General features: G+C 68.0%; 15 protein-coding genes. 5 read left to right on the forward strand and 10 right to left on the reverse strand.

Annotation, left to right across the window (positions count from 1 at the left end; translation table 11 throughout):
- Positions 1-7 precede the first annotated feature (7 nt).
- Entirely contained in the window at positions 8-1,996 is a 1,989-nt protein-coding gene (locus J6U32_RS12360; protein ID WP_208795702.1) for a solute carrier family 23 protein, read from the reverse strand.
- Between the two features lie 246 nt (positions 1,997-2,242).
- Here J6U32_RS12360 and J6U32_RS12365 point away from each other — a divergent pair, with 246 nt between their 5' ends.
- A complete protein-coding gene (locus J6U32_RS12365; protein WP_208796084.1) occupies positions 2,243-2,770 on the forward strand; it encodes a nucleotidyltransferase family protein in 528 nt (175 codons plus the stop codon).
- A gap of 5 nt (positions 2,771-2,775) precedes the next feature.
- On the opposite strand, the gene J6U32_RS12370 is transcribed toward J6U32_RS12365, so the two are convergent.
- The 5 genes from J6U32_RS12370 to J6U32_RS12390 all read right to left on the reverse strand — a co-directional run bounded on the left by J6U32_RS12370 (position 2,776) and on the right by J6U32_RS12390 (position 8,050).
- Positions 2,776-3,159 carry a hypothetical protein gene (locus J6U32_RS12370; protein ID WP_208795703.1) on the reverse strand — a complete coding sequence of 128 codons (384 nt, stop codon included), beginning with the start codon at positions 3,157-3,159 and terminating at the stop codon, positions 2,776-2,778.
- Positions 3,160-3,172: 13 nt separating this feature from the next.
- Positions 3,173-4,966: an acetyl/propionyl/methylcrotonyl-CoA carboxylase subunit alpha gene (locus J6U32_RS12375; RefSeq protein WP_208795704.1), complete on the reverse strand. Its 1,794-nt coding sequence runs from the start codon at positions 4,964-4,966 to the stop codon at positions 3,173-3,175.
- Between the two features lie 213 nt (positions 4,967-5,179).
- Positions 5,180-6,673, reverse strand: a complete 1,494-nt coding sequence (locus J6U32_RS12380; RefSeq protein WP_208795705.1) for a condensation domain-containing protein — start codon at positions 6,671-6,673, stop codon at positions 5,180-5,182.
- Positions 6,670-7,125 carry a SufE family protein gene (locus tag J6U32_RS12385; protein ID WP_208795706.1) on the reverse strand — a complete coding sequence of 152 codons (456 nt, stop codon included), beginning with the start codon at positions 7,123-7,125 and terminating at the stop codon, positions 6,670-6,672. The genes J6U32_RS12380 and J6U32_RS12385 overlap by 4 nt, the downstream gene beginning before the upstream one ends.
- 28 nt (positions 7,126-7,153) lie before the next feature.
- Positions 7,154-8,050 (reverse strand): sulfurtransferase, encoded by an 897-nt coding sequence (locus tag J6U32_RS12390; protein WP_208795707.1) that lies wholly within the window; start codon positions 8,048-8,050, stop codon positions 7,154-7,156.
- A gap of 181 nt (positions 8,051-8,231) precedes the next feature.
- On the opposite strand from J6U32_RS12390, the gene J6U32_RS12395 reads away from it, so the two are divergent.
- Positions 8,232-9,236 (forward strand): neutral zinc metallopeptidase, encoded by a 1,005-nt coding sequence (locus J6U32_RS12395; RefSeq protein WP_244332840.1) that lies wholly within the window; start codon positions 8,232-8,234, stop codon positions 9,234-9,236.
- A gap of 32 nt (positions 9,237-9,268) precedes the next feature.
- On the opposite strand, the gene J6U32_RS12400 is transcribed toward J6U32_RS12395, so the two are convergent.
- From J6U32_RS12400 to J6U32_RS12410, 3 genes are read right to left on the reverse strand one after another with little or no spacing between them, the layout of a single operon-like run.
- A complete protein-coding gene (locus tag J6U32_RS12400; RefSeq protein ID WP_208795708.1) occupies positions 9,269-9,949 on the reverse strand; it encodes a Maf family protein in 681 nt (226 codons plus the stop codon).
- A 4-nt stretch (positions 9,950-9,953) separates the two neighbouring features.
- Entirely contained in the window at positions 9,954-10,196 is a 243-nt protein-coding gene (locus J6U32_RS12405) for an acyl-CoA carboxylase subunit epsilon (protein WP_208795709.1), read from the reverse strand.
- Positions 10,193-11,821, reverse strand: coding sequence for an acyl-CoA carboxylase subunit beta (locus J6U32_RS12410; protein WP_208795710.1), 1,629 nt, complete (start codon positions 11,819-11,821; stop codon positions 10,193-10,195). The genes J6U32_RS12405 and J6U32_RS12410 overlap by 4 nt, the downstream gene beginning before the upstream one ends.
- A gap of 121 nt (positions 11,822-11,942) precedes the next feature.
- Here J6U32_RS12410 and J6U32_RS12415 point away from each other — a divergent pair, with 121 nt between their 5' ends.
- Complete coding sequence (locus tag J6U32_RS12415; RefSeq protein WP_208795711.1) at positions 11,943-12,770, forward strand: biotin--[acetyl-CoA-carboxylase] ligase; 828 nt, start codon at positions 11,943-11,945, stop codon at positions 12,768-12,770.
- A gap of 29 nt (positions 12,771-12,799) precedes the next feature.
- Here the strand turns inward: J6U32_RS12415 and J6U32_RS12420 are convergent, their stop codons facing one another.
- Positions 12,800-13,426 (reverse strand): hypothetical protein, encoded by a 627-nt coding sequence (locus tag J6U32_RS12420; RefSeq protein ID WP_208795712.1) that lies wholly within the window; start codon positions 13,424-13,426, stop codon positions 12,800-12,802.
- A gap of 119 nt (positions 13,427-13,545) precedes the next feature.
- On the opposite strand from J6U32_RS12420, the gene J6U32_RS12425 reads away from it, so the two are divergent.
- Both J6U32_RS12425 and J6U32_RS12430 read left to right on the forward strand, forming a co-directional pair.
- A complete protein-coding gene (locus J6U32_RS12425) occupies positions 13,546-14,157 on the forward strand; it encodes a PH domain-containing protein (RefSeq protein WP_208795713.1) in 612 nt (203 codons plus the stop codon).
- The gene (locus J6U32_RS12430) at positions 14,154-14,831 is read left to right on the forward strand and encodes a response regulator transcription factor (protein WP_026920209.1); all 678 of its coding nucleotides are present in this window, start codon (positions 14,154-14,156) and stop codon (positions 14,829-14,831) included. The genes J6U32_RS12425 and J6U32_RS12430 overlap by 4 nt, the downstream gene beginning before the upstream one ends.
- Positions 14,832-14,840 lie beyond the last annotated feature (9 nt).

Here is a 14,840-nt window from a genome sequence, read left to right on the forward strand (position 1 = left end):
GATCAGCCTAGGAGAGTTCGGGCTGACGGCCGAATCGCACCGACGTCAGCGGGTTGGCATCGGCAACCAGATCGTCGAAGCGATAGTTGACGATCTTGGCGATCTCGATGAGCGCGAACGACTTCTCGGAGGTCTCCGAGTTGTCCATGCGGGACCAGCCGTTGCGCAGCACGCGGTCGTAACGCTCGGTCTCGCGGGCGCAGATCACCAACGGGAACCCGAAGTGCTCCCGATAGGCGGCAGCGAGATTCACGACGTTCTCGTGCTCGGTCTCCTCGAGGTGCGACAGACCCTTGTGGTCGACCGCGATCAGCTCGCCGGTTTCCTCGTCCTCGGCGCCGAGGTCGGGGAAGGCCTGGATGAGGTCGAGCTGTTGGGTGTCGCTGCCGGTGAGCATCGCCTCCTGGAAGGCGCTGCGCAGATCGTGGACATCGTCGAAAGGCCGCTGCTCCCAAGCCCTGTCGAGAACCCAGTCGACGCCCTGAACGACCTCGCCGAAGGTCTCGCGGAACTTCTCCCTGCTCATCGTGTTCACCTCGTCGAGCGTGATTGAGCCGCCCCCGGCGACGGCCGGTCCCTTGCTGCCGATGTGGAAGAACAGGATGTTCATCAGGATCGCGGTGATCGCACCCATGGTGATGCCGGTGGAGAAGGGGATCTGCAGGATGCCCGGAACGGCGATGTCGACGCCGGGCAATTCCGGGACCTTGACCTCCGCCCCCTTGTCCAAGATGGTTGTCGGGGCCGACGACTGTGAGAACTGGACGTAGAGGGCCACGGCGATGGAGGTCGCGGCGATCGACAGGTTGCGGTGGTCGGTGAAGTCGACGGTCGTCAGCGTCTGGATGCCGACGATCGCGACCGTCGCGAACATGATGAGTGCGGCGCCGCCGAGAACCGGGGAGGGGATGGACCCGACGATGTTCGCGGTCTTGGGCAGGACGCCCAGGATGATCATGATGCCGCCGGCGCAGGCCACGACGAACCGGCTCTTGACCCCGGTCATCCGAACCAGGCCGACGTTCTCGGAGAACGCCGTGTACGGGAAGGAGTTGAAGCTGCCGCCGATGATGGTGGCGATGCCGTCGGCCCGGACGGTGGCGGCGATGTCCTCCTTGCGGATCCGTTTGCCAACGATCTCCCCGGTCGCGAAGACCGACCCCGTCGACTCCACCGCGGTGACCATGAGTACCACGATCAGCGACACGATCGCGATGAGATCGAATCGGGGCCATCCGAAGGCGAACGGCGGGGTGAAGCCGACCCAGCTCGCCTCGGCGACCCGGTCGAAGTGGGCGTCGCCGAAACACCATGCGACGAAGGTCATCACGCCGAGGCCGAGCAGGATCGAGATGGTCGCCCAGAAGCCACGGAAGAATCGCTGCATCAGCACGATCAGGACGATGGTGCAGATGCAGTAGACGACCCACCGGCCGTTGCCCGCATCGTGTGCGCCGGTCGCGCTGTTGGGGTCGGTCACCGCATCGCCCGCACCGACCGGGATCAGGCTGATGCCGATGATCGTGATGACGGTGCCGGTGACCACCGGCGGGAAGAAGCGGATCAGCTTGGCGAAGAACGGTGCGATCAGGAAGGTGAACACGCCGGCCGAGATCACCGCGCCGTACACCGTCAGCAGGCCGACCCGACCACCACCGTGATCGTTGGCGATCTTGATGACCGGGGCGAGCGTCGCGAAGGTGATGCCCTGCAGCAGCGGGAGCCGAACACCGATCTTCCAGATGCCGACCGCCTGCAGCAGCGAGGCGATGCCGCAGGTGAACAGGTCGGCGGTGATGAGCATGGTGAGCGCCTGATCGTCGAGCCCGATGGCGTTCGCGATCAGCAGTGGGACGAGGACGGCGCCGGCGTAGAAGGCGACCACGTGCTGGAACCCGAGGGTGACGAGTTTGCCGAACGGTGGTACCTGATCGACCGGATGGACGCGCTTGCGGCGTCCCTGGGGGGCGGCGGCCGGAGCCGAATCCGTGGCCATCGACATACTCCTCGTGACGGTGAGATCATGGCTGCCGGTGAGCCGACGGCGTAGCGCACGTCCGGCCCACCGGCAGGTAAATAGTGGACCCCCACAACCGATTCGGCGACCGCGCGATCGTATATTGCGCCGGAGTAAATCGGGCATCGCCGACATCGAGACCTCATCGGTTCGCCCGGCCGAGGACAGTGGTGGGAGGGTGTGCGGGGCCGAGCGGCGGAGGTGGATGCGGTGGTGGTGGGAGCGGTGCTCGCCGCCGGGGCCGGCCGGCGATACGGAATGCCGAAAATACTTGCCGAACAAGGTCTTTGGCTTGACAATGCGGTGCGCGCGCTGAGTGCGGGAGGCTGCGGTGAGGTGGTCGTCGCCATGGGCGCGGCGATCGTCACGCCGCCGGGCCGGGCGACGGCGATCGTCGTCGAGGACTGGGTTATCGGTCTGTCGGCGAGCGTGCGCGCGGTGCTGTGCGCGCCGGTGGTTCGGGAGGATCCGGGCGGCGTGGTTTTACATGTTGTTGACATGCCCGATGTCACCGCGGCGGTGGTTTCCCGGATCGTGGAAATCGCTGCGGGCGTACCGGAGAAGATCGTGCGCGCGGTCTACCACGGACGGCCCGGCCATCCGGTCCTACTCGGTGCCGATCACCTCGACGGCGTCCTCGCCTCGCTCGACGGGGATGTGGGTGCGGCACGTTATCTTCGGGCGCACCCCGAGATCGTCGAGTCGGTCGAATGCGGTGATCTGGCCTCCGGCGTCGACCGGGACGAACCGTAGCGGCCTCAGAGGGCCGGGATGGCGTCGGTGATCACCCCGTCAGGGGAGAGTTCACCGACGGTGAGATCTAGTGCGCCGCGCGCGAATCGGGCAACCGGCCCGACCGCGGCAGCCAACGCCGCATGGTGACCGGTGCGGCAGCGGCCGACGATCGAGGCCGTCCCCGCCGTCGGGAGGACGCCGATGACGGCGAGCAGTTCACCGGTGGTCGGTTCGCACACCGCCCACACGTAGCCGGTGTCATCGCGCCACGCGGCATCGGTGGCGGCGACATAGGCCGCGGGATCGGCGATCCCCAGATCGGACAACGCCGGGACGTCGGTGATCCGCTCGTCGGCACGAAGCCCACGCAGATACCACGTCCCGGCGTTGATCTCGACGGGTTCCATTCGGTGGAGGTGACTACTTCAGTTCGAGCAGCACGGTGCCCTGGGTGACGGCGGCACCCGGCTCGATGCTCAAACCCGTCACCACGCCGTCCTTGTGGGCGGTGACCGGGTTCTCCATCTTCATCGCCTCGAGCACGACGACGAGTTCGCCCGCGGCGACCGTCTGGCCCTCTTCGACGGCGACCTTGACCACGGTGCCCTGCATGGGTGCGGCCACGGCGTCACCGGAGACGGCGGCGCCCCCACCCTTCTTGCGCGAGCGGGCCTTGGGCTTGCGGCGGATGACCCCGTTGGCCGAACCGCCACCGCCGCCGAGTGCCAGATCGCCGGGCAACGCGACCTCGACGCGGCGTCCGCCGACCTCGACGACCACCTTCTGGCGCGGAGCGGCCTCGTCGTCCTCGATCGGCTCGCCACCGGTGTACGGCTCGATCGGGTTCTCCCAATCGGTTTCGATCCACTTGGTGTAGACGTCGAAGGTCTCCACACCGTTGTCGTCGGTGTGCCCGAGGAACGCCGGATTGCTCACGATGTGCCGGTGGAACGGCAGCACCGTGGCCAGACCCTCGACCTCGTACTCGGCGAGCGCACGCCGAGCACGCTCGAGCGCCTGCTCGCGGTTCTCGCCGACGACGATCAGCTTGGCCAGCATCGAGTCGAACTGGCCGCCGATCACATCACCCTCGACGACGCCGGAATCGACGCGGACGCCCGGGCCCGAGGGCTCGCGGTACCTGGTGATCGGTCCGGGTGCGGGCAGGAAGTTGCGGCCCGGGTCCTCGCCGTTGATCCGGAACTCGAAGGCGTGACCACGCGGGGTCGGATCCTCGGAGAACTCCAGCTTCTCGCCGTTGGCGATACGGAACTGCTGACGGACGAGGTCGATGCCCGCGGTCTCCTCGGTCACCGGGTGCTCGACCTGCAGTCGCGTGTTGACCTCGAGGAAGGAGACGAGGCCGTCGGCGCCGACAAGGAACTCCACCGTGCCCGCGCCGTAATAGCCGGCCTCGCGGCAGATCGCCTTGGCCGACTCGTGGATCTTGGTGCGCTGCTCATCGGTCAGGAACGGCGCGGGGGCCTCCTCGACCAGCTTCTGGAAGCGGCGCTGCAGCGAGCAGTCGCGCGTACCGGCGACCACCACGTTGCCGTGGGTGTCGGCGATGACCTGGGCCTCGACATGGCGGGCCTTGTCGAGATAGCGCTCGACGAAGCACTCGCCGCGGCCGAACGCGGCGACGGCCTCGCGGGTCGCCGACTCGAACAGGTGCGGGATCTCCTCGATGGTGTAGGCGACCTTCATGCCGCGACCACCACCACCGAAGGCGGCCTTGATCGCGACCGGCACACCGTGCTCCTTGGCGAACGCGACGACCTCGTCGGCGTCCTTGACCGGGTCCTTGGTGCCCGGTGCCATCGGCGCGTTGGCCTTCAGGGCGATGTGGCGGGCGGTGACCTTGTCACCGAGATCGCGGATGGACTGCGGCGACGGGCCGATCCAGATCAGCCCGGCGTCGAGGACGGCCTGGGCGAAGTCGGCGTTCTCCGAGAGGAAGCCGTAGCCGGGATGCACGGCGTTGGCGCCGGACTTGGCGGCCGCGTCGAGGATCTTGTCGAACACCAGATAGGACTCGGCGGAGGTCTGACCACCGAGGGCGAAGGCCTCATCGGCGAGCTTCACGAACAACGCGTCGGCGTCGGGCTCGGCGTAGACGGCGACACTGGGGATGCCGGCGTCACGGGCTGCGCGAATGACACGTACCGCGATCTCGCCACGATTGGCGATGAGGACCTTGCTGATTGTGGGCACTGTTGTTCTCCTGGGCCATACATCGAGGTGCACCGCGCCCCCGGGGTGCGGCACACACGGTGTTCGTCGGCGACCGTGTGCGGCGCCGTGGGGATTGAACTGCCACCCGCGGGGGGTGGTTCCGCGAGCGACATCGCGCACCCCCTGGAGGTTAGGGGGCGTGCTCCGGGCTTCACACTAACGCACCGAGCAATCGTTCGGTGGAGGTGGTTGTCACATCCGCGCGTTGAATGTGCTCTCGTCGGCCAGAGCATGCACGATACGGGCGAAACCGCGAAGCAACTCGGGCACCGGCCCGCTGCGGTCGAGGGGGTCCCGGTCGGGATGGGCGCCGTCGAATCGCGTGTCGTCGGGCCCGGCGGCCTCCCCGACGGCCGGATCGGCCGGGAACCGGGCCGAATACCGCAATCCCGACGGAGTCCGATTGATCCAGATCAGGACTTCCTCCGCGGAGTACGAGTGGCTGCGGAGCACGGTGGCCCGGCCCGCGTCGGCCACGGCGGCGCCCGGTGCGTACCGGGTGTCGATGAAGGAGATCACGAAGCGCGGTTCGCCGCGGTAGCCGATCAGCTCGGCGACGCGCAGAAACGGCAGCGACGCCCCCTGCCGGGAGCGTTTGAGCTCGGTGGTCGCGCGGGCGACGGTCTGATCGAAGGTCGGCGAGCCCGTCATGTCGAGCCAGAAGGGTGCGACCGCGACATACCAGCCCAGCGACGTCAGCCATCGGGCCTCGTCGCGGGTGTGGCGCGGCAGGACGCACCGGAACTCGGGGTCACCGGTCAGGCTCTGATGAACCATCGCGAAGGCCGCCAGCACCCCCGCGGTCAGCGAGCCGCCCGCCTCCGAACACACCGCCGTGAACTTGTTGGCGGTGGTGTCGTCGGCGATCACGCCCGACACCGACTCCTGGGGGAGCAGCGGGGACTCGTTGTCCGAGTCGTCGGGCTCCGGGGTGGGCGCGGGGGCCATGCGCAGCGCGCGCGGCATGTCGCCCGGCCCGGCCTGGAGAAAGCCGTGCCAGGTGGCCACCGCCGGATGGTCGGCCCCGGTCTGATCGGCTTGTCGCCGCTCGGCGGCACTGAAATCGACGTAGCTGCCGACCTCGGGCAGCGTGAGCTCGGTGTGGTCGCGCGCCGAGCGGTAGAACGCCGTCAACTCGTGTTGCGCCATGATCAGCGAATAGCCGTCGACGAGCGAATGGTCGGCGGCGAACAGCAGCGTGAACGACGACTCCCGTCCGACGGTGGCGAACATGTACGCCGGCCAGTGCAGCGGCGCGGTCGCACGGTCGAACGAGCCCGCGATCTGTTCGACGAGCGGCCCCGACTCGTTGTACCAGCCGATCCGGCCCATCTTGAGTTCGACGGTGCCCGCCGGCGTCGACAGACGGGCCAGTCCGTCATGCTTGATGACCACGTGGCTGCGCAGCACCTCGTGACGATCGATCCAGCGCCGCAACGCCGTTCGTAGCGCCGGAATCGACAGCGGCTCGTCGAAGTGGATCTGCAGACCCAGCCACGACTCACGCCCACCCTCCCGGCGGGTGCGGACGCGATACTCGAAGGCCCCCCGCAGGTGTTGTTCGTGATTGTGTGAGGTCAGCCGCGGATCGCGACTCCACTTACCCAGGCCGCCGGGCACATAGGGGGTCCACTCCACGAGGCCACCTGGTTCGATCGGCTCCTCGAGGATCTGGATGAACTTCATCCCGTCGGCCCGGCAGGGGCGTGCGGCCCGGTTCCGGTCTGGCGGCCGACCTGGGCCTTGATCCGACCGAGCATTCCGGCCATGCCGCGTAATCGCAACGGACTCACCGCTTTACCGAGACCGAGGTCGTAGTAGAAGTCGGCCGGGACGTCGAGGATCGTCTGCGCCGACTCGCCGTCGAGGCCCTGATGGAGGATCGAGGCGAAACCGCGGGTCGTAGGCGCCTCGCGGGGCGCGCTGAAATACAGGCGGACGGCGTCCGGGTCGTGGGCATCGACCGACAGGAAGACCGGGGACTGGCACTCCGGTACCGGTTCCATCGCCTCCGTCGTCAGTTCGGTGGGAAGCTCCGGAAGTTCTCCCGCAAACTCCAACAGCAGCGTGACCTTGTCCGAATCATCCAGGGCGGCAAAGTCATCGACGATCTCGGCGAGGGCTGCGGGCAGGCTCATGACAGTTCTGGCCGCTCGCCGGAAGTCGTCATGCGCCGGCCGGCGGGTCGCCGGGTTCCTCGCCGACCGAAATCGGGACGCGCACCGCGTTGCCCCACTCGGTCCACGAGCCGTCGTAATTGCGGACGTGATCGAAACCGAGCAGATGGGTCAGCACGAACCAGGTGTGGCTCGAGCGCTCGCCGATGCGGCAGTAGGCGATCGTCGGGGTGTGCGGGTCGAGCCCGCCGTAGATCTCGTCGAGCTCGGCGCGGCTGCGGAACCGTCCGTCGGAAGCGGCGGCCTTGGCCCACGGGATGGAACGCGCGGTGGGGATGTGCCCGCCGCGCAAGGCCCCTTCTTCGGGATAGTCGGGCATGTGGGTGCGCTCGCCGGTGTACTCCTGCGGCGACCGCACGTCGATGAGGGGCTCGGTGCCCAAGGCCGCGCGCACCTGGTCGGCGAAGGCGCGGATGCGGGTGTCGTCACGATCGACCACCGGATAGTCCGACCGCGGGTACTCCGGGACATCGAAAGAGGTGTCGCGGTCCTCCGACATCCACGCGTCGCGGCCGCCATCGAGCAACCGCACGTCCTCATGGCCGAACAGGGTGAACACCCACAGCGCGTAGGCGGCCCACCAGTTGCTCTTGTCGCCGTAGATGACGATGGTGTCGTCGCGTTCGATTCCCTTGCTGCGCATCAACTCTGCGAATTGCTCGCCGTTGATGTAGTCGCGGGTCACCGGGTCGTTGAGATGCAGGTGCCAGTCGACCTTCTGCGCGGTGGGGATGTGGCCGATGTCGTAGAGCAGCACGTCCTCGTCGCTCTCGATGATCTTGAGTCCCTTGGTGCCCAGGTGGGCCGACAGCCACTGCGTGCTGACGAGCCGTTCGGGGTGGGCGTAGCCGGCGAACTTGGGATTCGGGTCGGTCTCGACGCTCAACTGGAGATCCCCTCCCAGGGTGGTGACTGATCAGGATGTGTCCACGACACACCCCGGAGGCCTGCGCGGTCCCCGTGGAGAGCCTACCCAGTGGCGACCACACGCGTGCGCACAAGCCGGGTGTCATTCGACTGGTGACAAGAACGTGGCATGCCACGCCGGAATTGCTACGTTCGTCGCCATGATCCGCCCTGGGGTGTCACGGCGCCGGTTGCGCGCCGTCCTGACCGTGTTGCTCGTCGCCGTGTCGATCGCTGCCCTGGCGGGTTGCTCGGGGAACGGGGGTGGCGGGGATTCGACGAGCGCGACGACCTCCACCGCGACGACCTCGACCACGGGTAGTCGCACGGCCTCGTCGCCGGCGAGTACCCCGCAGGCGAACGGAGCCGTCCCCGGGCTCTGCACGCGGAGTCGATGCCCGGGCCTGCCGGTACCCTCGGCCGCCCTGATGACCGGTGCGATCACCCGCGACAACGCGCAGCAGAAGGTCTCCGGCTACCTGACCTCGGTGCTCGACGATCTCGACAGCACCTGGACACCGTGGTTCCGCGAACTCGGGTGGGGTGACCCCGCCCCGGGGCGTGTGCTGGTCGAGGCCGGTGACACCTACCGGTCCGGCTGCGAGGACGCCGACGGTGCGATCGTCGTCGCTTCCGATACGCCCAACGCGTTCTTCTGTGGTGTGGACAAGGCCCGCGATGGAGCCGGAACTCGGGTCGAGGGATCGGTGATCCTGCCCGTCGAGGCGTTCGTCGGGATCTGGACCGGCACGTTCCTCGTGGAGGGCCCATTGGATTCGATCGGCGGATTCCAGGGTGAGTTCACCGCGGCGACGGTGGTCGCGCACGAGTACGGGCATGCGGTCGTCGATCGGATCCTTCGCGCAGGTCGCCTGTCGGACTCGCGGGGGCCGCGGGGGGAGAACTCCGAACTCATCGCCGACTGTCTCGCCGGGAACTGGGCGGCCACCGTGCTACGGCGAGATGAGCTGTCGGCCACCGACATCGTGCAGGCGGTGACCCTGATCCAGAAGATCGGTGATCCGCAGCCGGGACAGGGGCACGGCACCTCGGCCCAGCGGATCGCGGCGATCTCCCGAGGATTCTTCGGTGGGTCGGTCAGCGGCGGCGGTCAGGGCCAGCCGATCGGATGTCTGGCCGAGTACTGGCCGGAGGAGTTCGGCTGAGGGCGTCGAGGAAGAACCGATCGACCCCCGGCTCACCAGAGTTCGGCGACGCCGATCCCGACTCGACGTAACAGTCGGCGCACGGTGGGCAGACCGATTCCGAGCACCGAGGATGGATCGCCGTCGATGGCGTCGACGAACCAGCCGCCGAGACCGTCGAGGGTGAAGCCTCCGGCAACCTCCAGCGGCTCGCCGGTGGCCACATACGCCTCGATCTCGGCATCGTCGAGATCGGCGAAATCGATGGTGGTCGAGGCGGTTTCCGACGCCGATGCGACGACGTCGAGGCCGCGCAGCACCGCGAGGTGGTGGCCGGTGAGCAACTCCGCCGACTGTCCGCGGACCCGCTTCCACTGGGCGATCGCGACGTCGGGTGTATGCGGTTTCCCGGTGAGCGCACCCCGGAACAGCAGCATCGAGTCGCAGGTCAACACGACCGTGTCGGGCATCGAAGCATCCTGTGCCGCAGCCGATTCCGAGCCGTCGCGTTCGGCGACCAGGGTGGCGACGACGGCGTCGGACTTGGCCATCGCGAGACGGGCGACGACGTCGCTCGGCGGAACCCCGGTCAGGTCGTCGAGGATGGCGTCTTCGTCGACGTCGGAGACCAGCACGCGCGGATGCACACCGGCGCGGGTCAGGACCGACAGGCGGGCCGGGGAGGCCGAACCGAGGACGACGTCGTGACGACGAGTGCTGCCGGCGGGGTTCACCCGATCAGTATCGCAAGTTGGTGAAGCTACCCGGCCCACCCCATTGCGGGCGGAGCCGATCGATCGCGCTGCCCCAGTCGTCGCGGATCGCGGGGGTCTGCTCCCCGCCGCCACCGGAGGACGCGGCGGCGAGAACGGCGACCAACGCGGCCACGTCCTCGTCGGTCGGATTGCCGCGTACGACGGTGAGGAACGGCTTCGCCGGGGCTTCCGAACTCTCTGCTCCGGTCTGCTCCGAGGCGCTCACAGCGGGATGTTCCCGTGCTTCTTGGGCGGCAGGGTGACCATCTTGCGCTCGAGCAGGCGCAGGGCGGTGGCGATCTGACCGCGGGTATGGCTCGGCGGGATGACGGCGTCGACGTAGCCGCGCTCGGCCGCGACATACGGGTTCACCAAGGTGTCCTCGTACTCCTGCTGGAGTTCGAGGCGCAACGCGTCGACGTCGTCCCCGTTGGCCTCGGCCTCCTTGAGGCGGCTGCGATAGACGAAGCCGACGGCGCCGGAGGCGCCCATCACGGCGATCTGTGCGGTGGGCCAGGCGAGATTGACGTCGGCGCCCATGTGCTTGGACCCCATCACGTCGTACGCGCCGCCGTAGGCCTTGCGGGTGATGATCGTGATCTTGCCGACGGTCGCCTCCCCGTAGGCGTAGAGCAGTTTGGCGCCGCGGCGGATGATGCCGTTGTATTCCTGATCGGTGCCGGGCAGGAAGCCCGGAACGTCGACGAGGGTGACGATCGGGATGTTGAAGGCGTCGCAGGTCCGCACGAAGCGGGCGGCCTTCTCCGAGGCGTTGATGTCGAGGCACCCGGCGAATTGGGTCGGCTGATTGGCCACGATGCCGACGCTGCGTCCGTCGACGCGTCCGAAACCGATGATGATGTTCGTCGCGCGCTCGGCCTGGACCTCGAGGAACTCGTCGTCGTCGAGGATGCGGCGGATGACCTCGTGCATGTCGTAGGGCTGATTCGGCGAATCCGGGATCAGCGTGTCGAGTTCGAGGTCCTCGTCGGTGAGGGTGTCCTCGATGGATCCGGCGGCGGGTGCGGCGACCGGCAGTCGGGGAGCGTCGGCCCGGTTGTTGCTCGGCAGGTAGCCCAGCAGTTCCTTGACGTAGTCGAGGGCGTCCTCCTCGTCGGAGGCGACGTAGTGGGCCACACCGGATTTCGTCATGTGGGTGTTGGCGCCACCGAGGTCCTCCATGGTGACGTCCTCGCCGGTGACGGTCTTGATGACGTCGGGGCCGGTGACGAACATCTGGCTGGTCTGGTCGACCATCACCACGAAGTCGGTCAGCGCCGGGGAGTACACGTGGCCGCCGGCCGCCGCGCCCATGATCAGTGAGATCTGCGGGATGACGCCCGAGGCGCGCACGTTGCGGTGGAAGATCTCGCCGTAGAGACCGAGCGAGACCACGCCCTCCTGGATGCGGGCGCCGGCGCCCTCGTTGATACCGATCAGCGGACGGCCGGTCTTGATCGCGAGATCCATGACCTTGACGATCTTCTCGCCGTAGACCTCGCCGAGGCTCCCGCCGAAGACGGTGACGTCCTGGGAGAACACGCAGACCTCGCGGCCGTCGATGGTGCCGTAGCCGGTCACCACGCCGTCGCCGAGCGGGCGGCGCTCGGCGAGCCCGAAGTTGGTGCTGCGGTGGCGGGCGAGTGCGTCGAGTTCGACGAACGAGCCGTCGTCGAGGAGATGGGTGATGCGCTCGCGGGCGGTGAGCTTGCCCCGCGAGTGGATCTTCTCGACCGCGGCCTCGCCGACCGGATGCTGGGTCTCGGAGAGTCGCTGACGCAGATCGGCGAGCTTTCCGGCCGTCGTGTGAATGTCTGGCGCGGCGCCGGAATCGGACGAAGCAGTGGTCATGAACGTCGATGCTAGCCAGATCGTGGCGCGCCCCGTCAACTGCCCCAATGTGAGAGATTCCTCATGTTTCCGAGCGATCGGTCGGCTACCTGCGGTGATGTGGGTCTCAGTCGTAGGCTCAGTGGTCATGAACACTCCAGCGACGTCTCCCGTGCACGGTCTGCAGTCGGCCATCGACGCCCGGACCACCGATCTCGCCGACACCATCTGGCGACGGGTCGAGGTGGTCGACTCGACCGGTTCGACCAACGCCGACCTCGCCGCGCGCGCCGGCGAGTCCGATCTCGTGGGCACGGTGCGCATCACCACCGACCAGACCGCAGGGCGCGGGCGTCGGGCGCGGACCTGGTCGGCGCCCGCCGGTGCTCAGCTCGCCATCTCGGCGGTGGTGCCGGTGGGTGCGCACACCGAACAGTTGGGCTGGCTGTCGCTCGCGACCGGGATCGCAACCGCGACCGCGATCGAGCGGCACAGCGGGCAGCGGCCGGTGCTCAAGTGGCCCAACGACGTACTGATCGACGATCGCAAGATCGCGGGCATCCTCGCCGAATACGTGACCTCCTCCGACGGTGGGGTCGTCGTCGTGGGCACCGGACTCAACACCAACCTGACCTCCGATGACCTGCCCGTTCCGACGGCGACCAGCCTGCGGATCGAAACCTGCCGTGAACTCGGCGTCGACGACCTGGCCGGTCTGGCCATCGAGTATCTGCGCGCGCTGGACGAGCAGGGGTGGCCCGACCGACTCGATGCGATCGCCGAGACCTACCGGCAGCGCTGCGACACCTTGGGGCGCCGCGTGCGGCTACTGCTACCCGGCGACACCGAGATCGTCGGGCAGGCCGTCGACGTCGACGACAACGGGCGCATCGTCATCGAACGCGACGGGGGAGAACGCTTCACCGCGGCGGCGGGTGACGTGGTGCACCTTCGTCCCGTCACGGACTGAGCGTGTGCGCCGGACACTCGGCGCACACGTCAGCGGGTACTGCGGGATTTGTGGCCCATCGCCGGTACGAGCGAGAAGATCGGCAACCCGATCACCAGGTGCATCACCGCAGTACCCAGGCCGACCGAGAACTGCGCCGAGAGCACGAGCGGGATGATCACCGCGGCGGCGATCAGCAGACCGACCACCCACCGGAAGAACTGGTCCGGCGACGGTGTGATGACCTGCAGCACGTACCACAGCGCGCCGGCGGCCAGCGCGGTGAGAAAGCCGACGATGGCGAACCAGAACTCGTCCTGCGCCACCGGATTCCACACGCCGAACTTGCCCGCGGCATTCACCCGCTCGACGATCGCCCGAATGATCCAGGCGACCAGCCAGGCGGCCAGGCCGGTGACGACGCCGGTCATCACGATGCCGCCGACGAACATCCCCACGTTGATGTCGGGTCCGATGGTGCGGCGCGGGCGCGCGGCCCGGCCCGGGGGCTGCTGCGCGTAGCCGGGGTCCTGGTATCCGGTGTGCTGATAGCCCTGCCCGGCATGGCCCGGGTCCTGGTAATACGTCGGATCCTGCTGGCTGTAGGCACGCGACTCCGGCGCGTATCCGGGCTCGTACTTCGCGGTGCGGGGATCCCGGGGATCGCGATAGGTCATGAAAGCTCCTGAACCTCTCGTCGCTGTGGTCTGCGTCATTCTACCGAGATCGGACAGGGCCCGAGTGCGACCGCGGCGAGCGGGCGGAGTTGACAGCCGCTCGGCCTATGCTTGCTGCCATGGCATATCCGCGGGAGAACCTCGCACCCGGCGAGCGGATCGTCCTGCACCGACATCCGCACTGGAAGTGTCTGCTCGGTCCGTTCCTGTTGTTCATCCTCGCGACCGCGATCGCCGGCCTGCTCGCCGGGCTGGTGAACGCGTCGTCGTTAACCGGGACCGGGGCCCTGATCGCCTACGTCGCCGTGGCGGTGCTGTGGGCGGCCGCGACGATCTGGTTCTTCCTGCGGCCCTTGATCTCCTGGAAGACCACCCATTTCGTGCTGACCGACCGCCGGGTGATCTTCCGGCACGGCATCCTCACGCGATCGGGGATCGACATCCCGATCCGGCGCATCAACACCGTCGAGTTCCGGCACGGGCCGATCGATCGGTTGCTGCGTACCGGGACGTTGCTCATCGAATCGGCCTCCGACGAGCCGTTGGCGTTCGACGACATCCCCCAGGTCGAGCGGGTGCACGCGCTGCTCTACCACGAGGTGCTCGAGGTGACCGACGATCCGGATCCCGACGACGAGCGCTTCGATGACGACACTCGGATGGGCGGCGCCGATGTGGGCGCGACCCACGGCACCGACGCCGGACACGGCAGATGGGGGAGACGCCGATGACCGACGTGTTGTTGGCCGAGGACGATGCGGCCATCGCCGAACCGCTGGCTCGCGCGCTGGCCCGCGAGGGATACGGCTGCGAGGTCGTGGGCACCGGGACGCAGGCCCTCGAGCGGGTTGCCGACGGCCGGTTCGAACTGCTCATCCTCGATCTCGGGCTGCCCGAGATCGACGGGCTCGAGGTGTGTCGGCGGGTGCGGGTCGAACAGCCCGAACTCGCGGTGCTGATGCTGACCGCCCGCACCGACGAGGTGGACTTCGTGGTGGGGCTCGACGCCGGCGCCGACGACTACGTCGGTAAACCCTTCCGGCTCGCCGAGTTGCTCGCGCGTGTGCGAGCGCTGTTGCGCCGCAGCCAGACTCCCGATGACGTCGTCCTCGAGGGTGGCGATCTCCGGTTGGATGCCCGGGCGCGTCGGGCGACGCTCAACGGCACCGACCTGGTGTTGGCGAACCGCGAATTCGATCTGCTGCGGTTCCTGATGGAACGCGCCGGGCAGGTCGTCGGCCGCGACGAGATCCTCACGGAGGTGTGGGGTTCGGCGGATCTGCGGTCGTCGAAGACCCTCGACATGCACATCTCCTGGTTGCGTCGCAAGATCGGCGACGACCGGCACGACCGCCCGCGCCACATCGTCACCGTGCGGGGCGTCGGTTTCCGCTTCGATCCGTAACCGGCGGCC

The sequence above is a fragment of the Gordonia polyisoprenivorans genome, assembly GCF_017654315.1.
Lineage (GTDB): Bacteria > Actinomycetota > Actinomycetes > Mycobacteriales > Mycobacteriaceae > Gordonia > Gordonia polyisoprenivorans_A.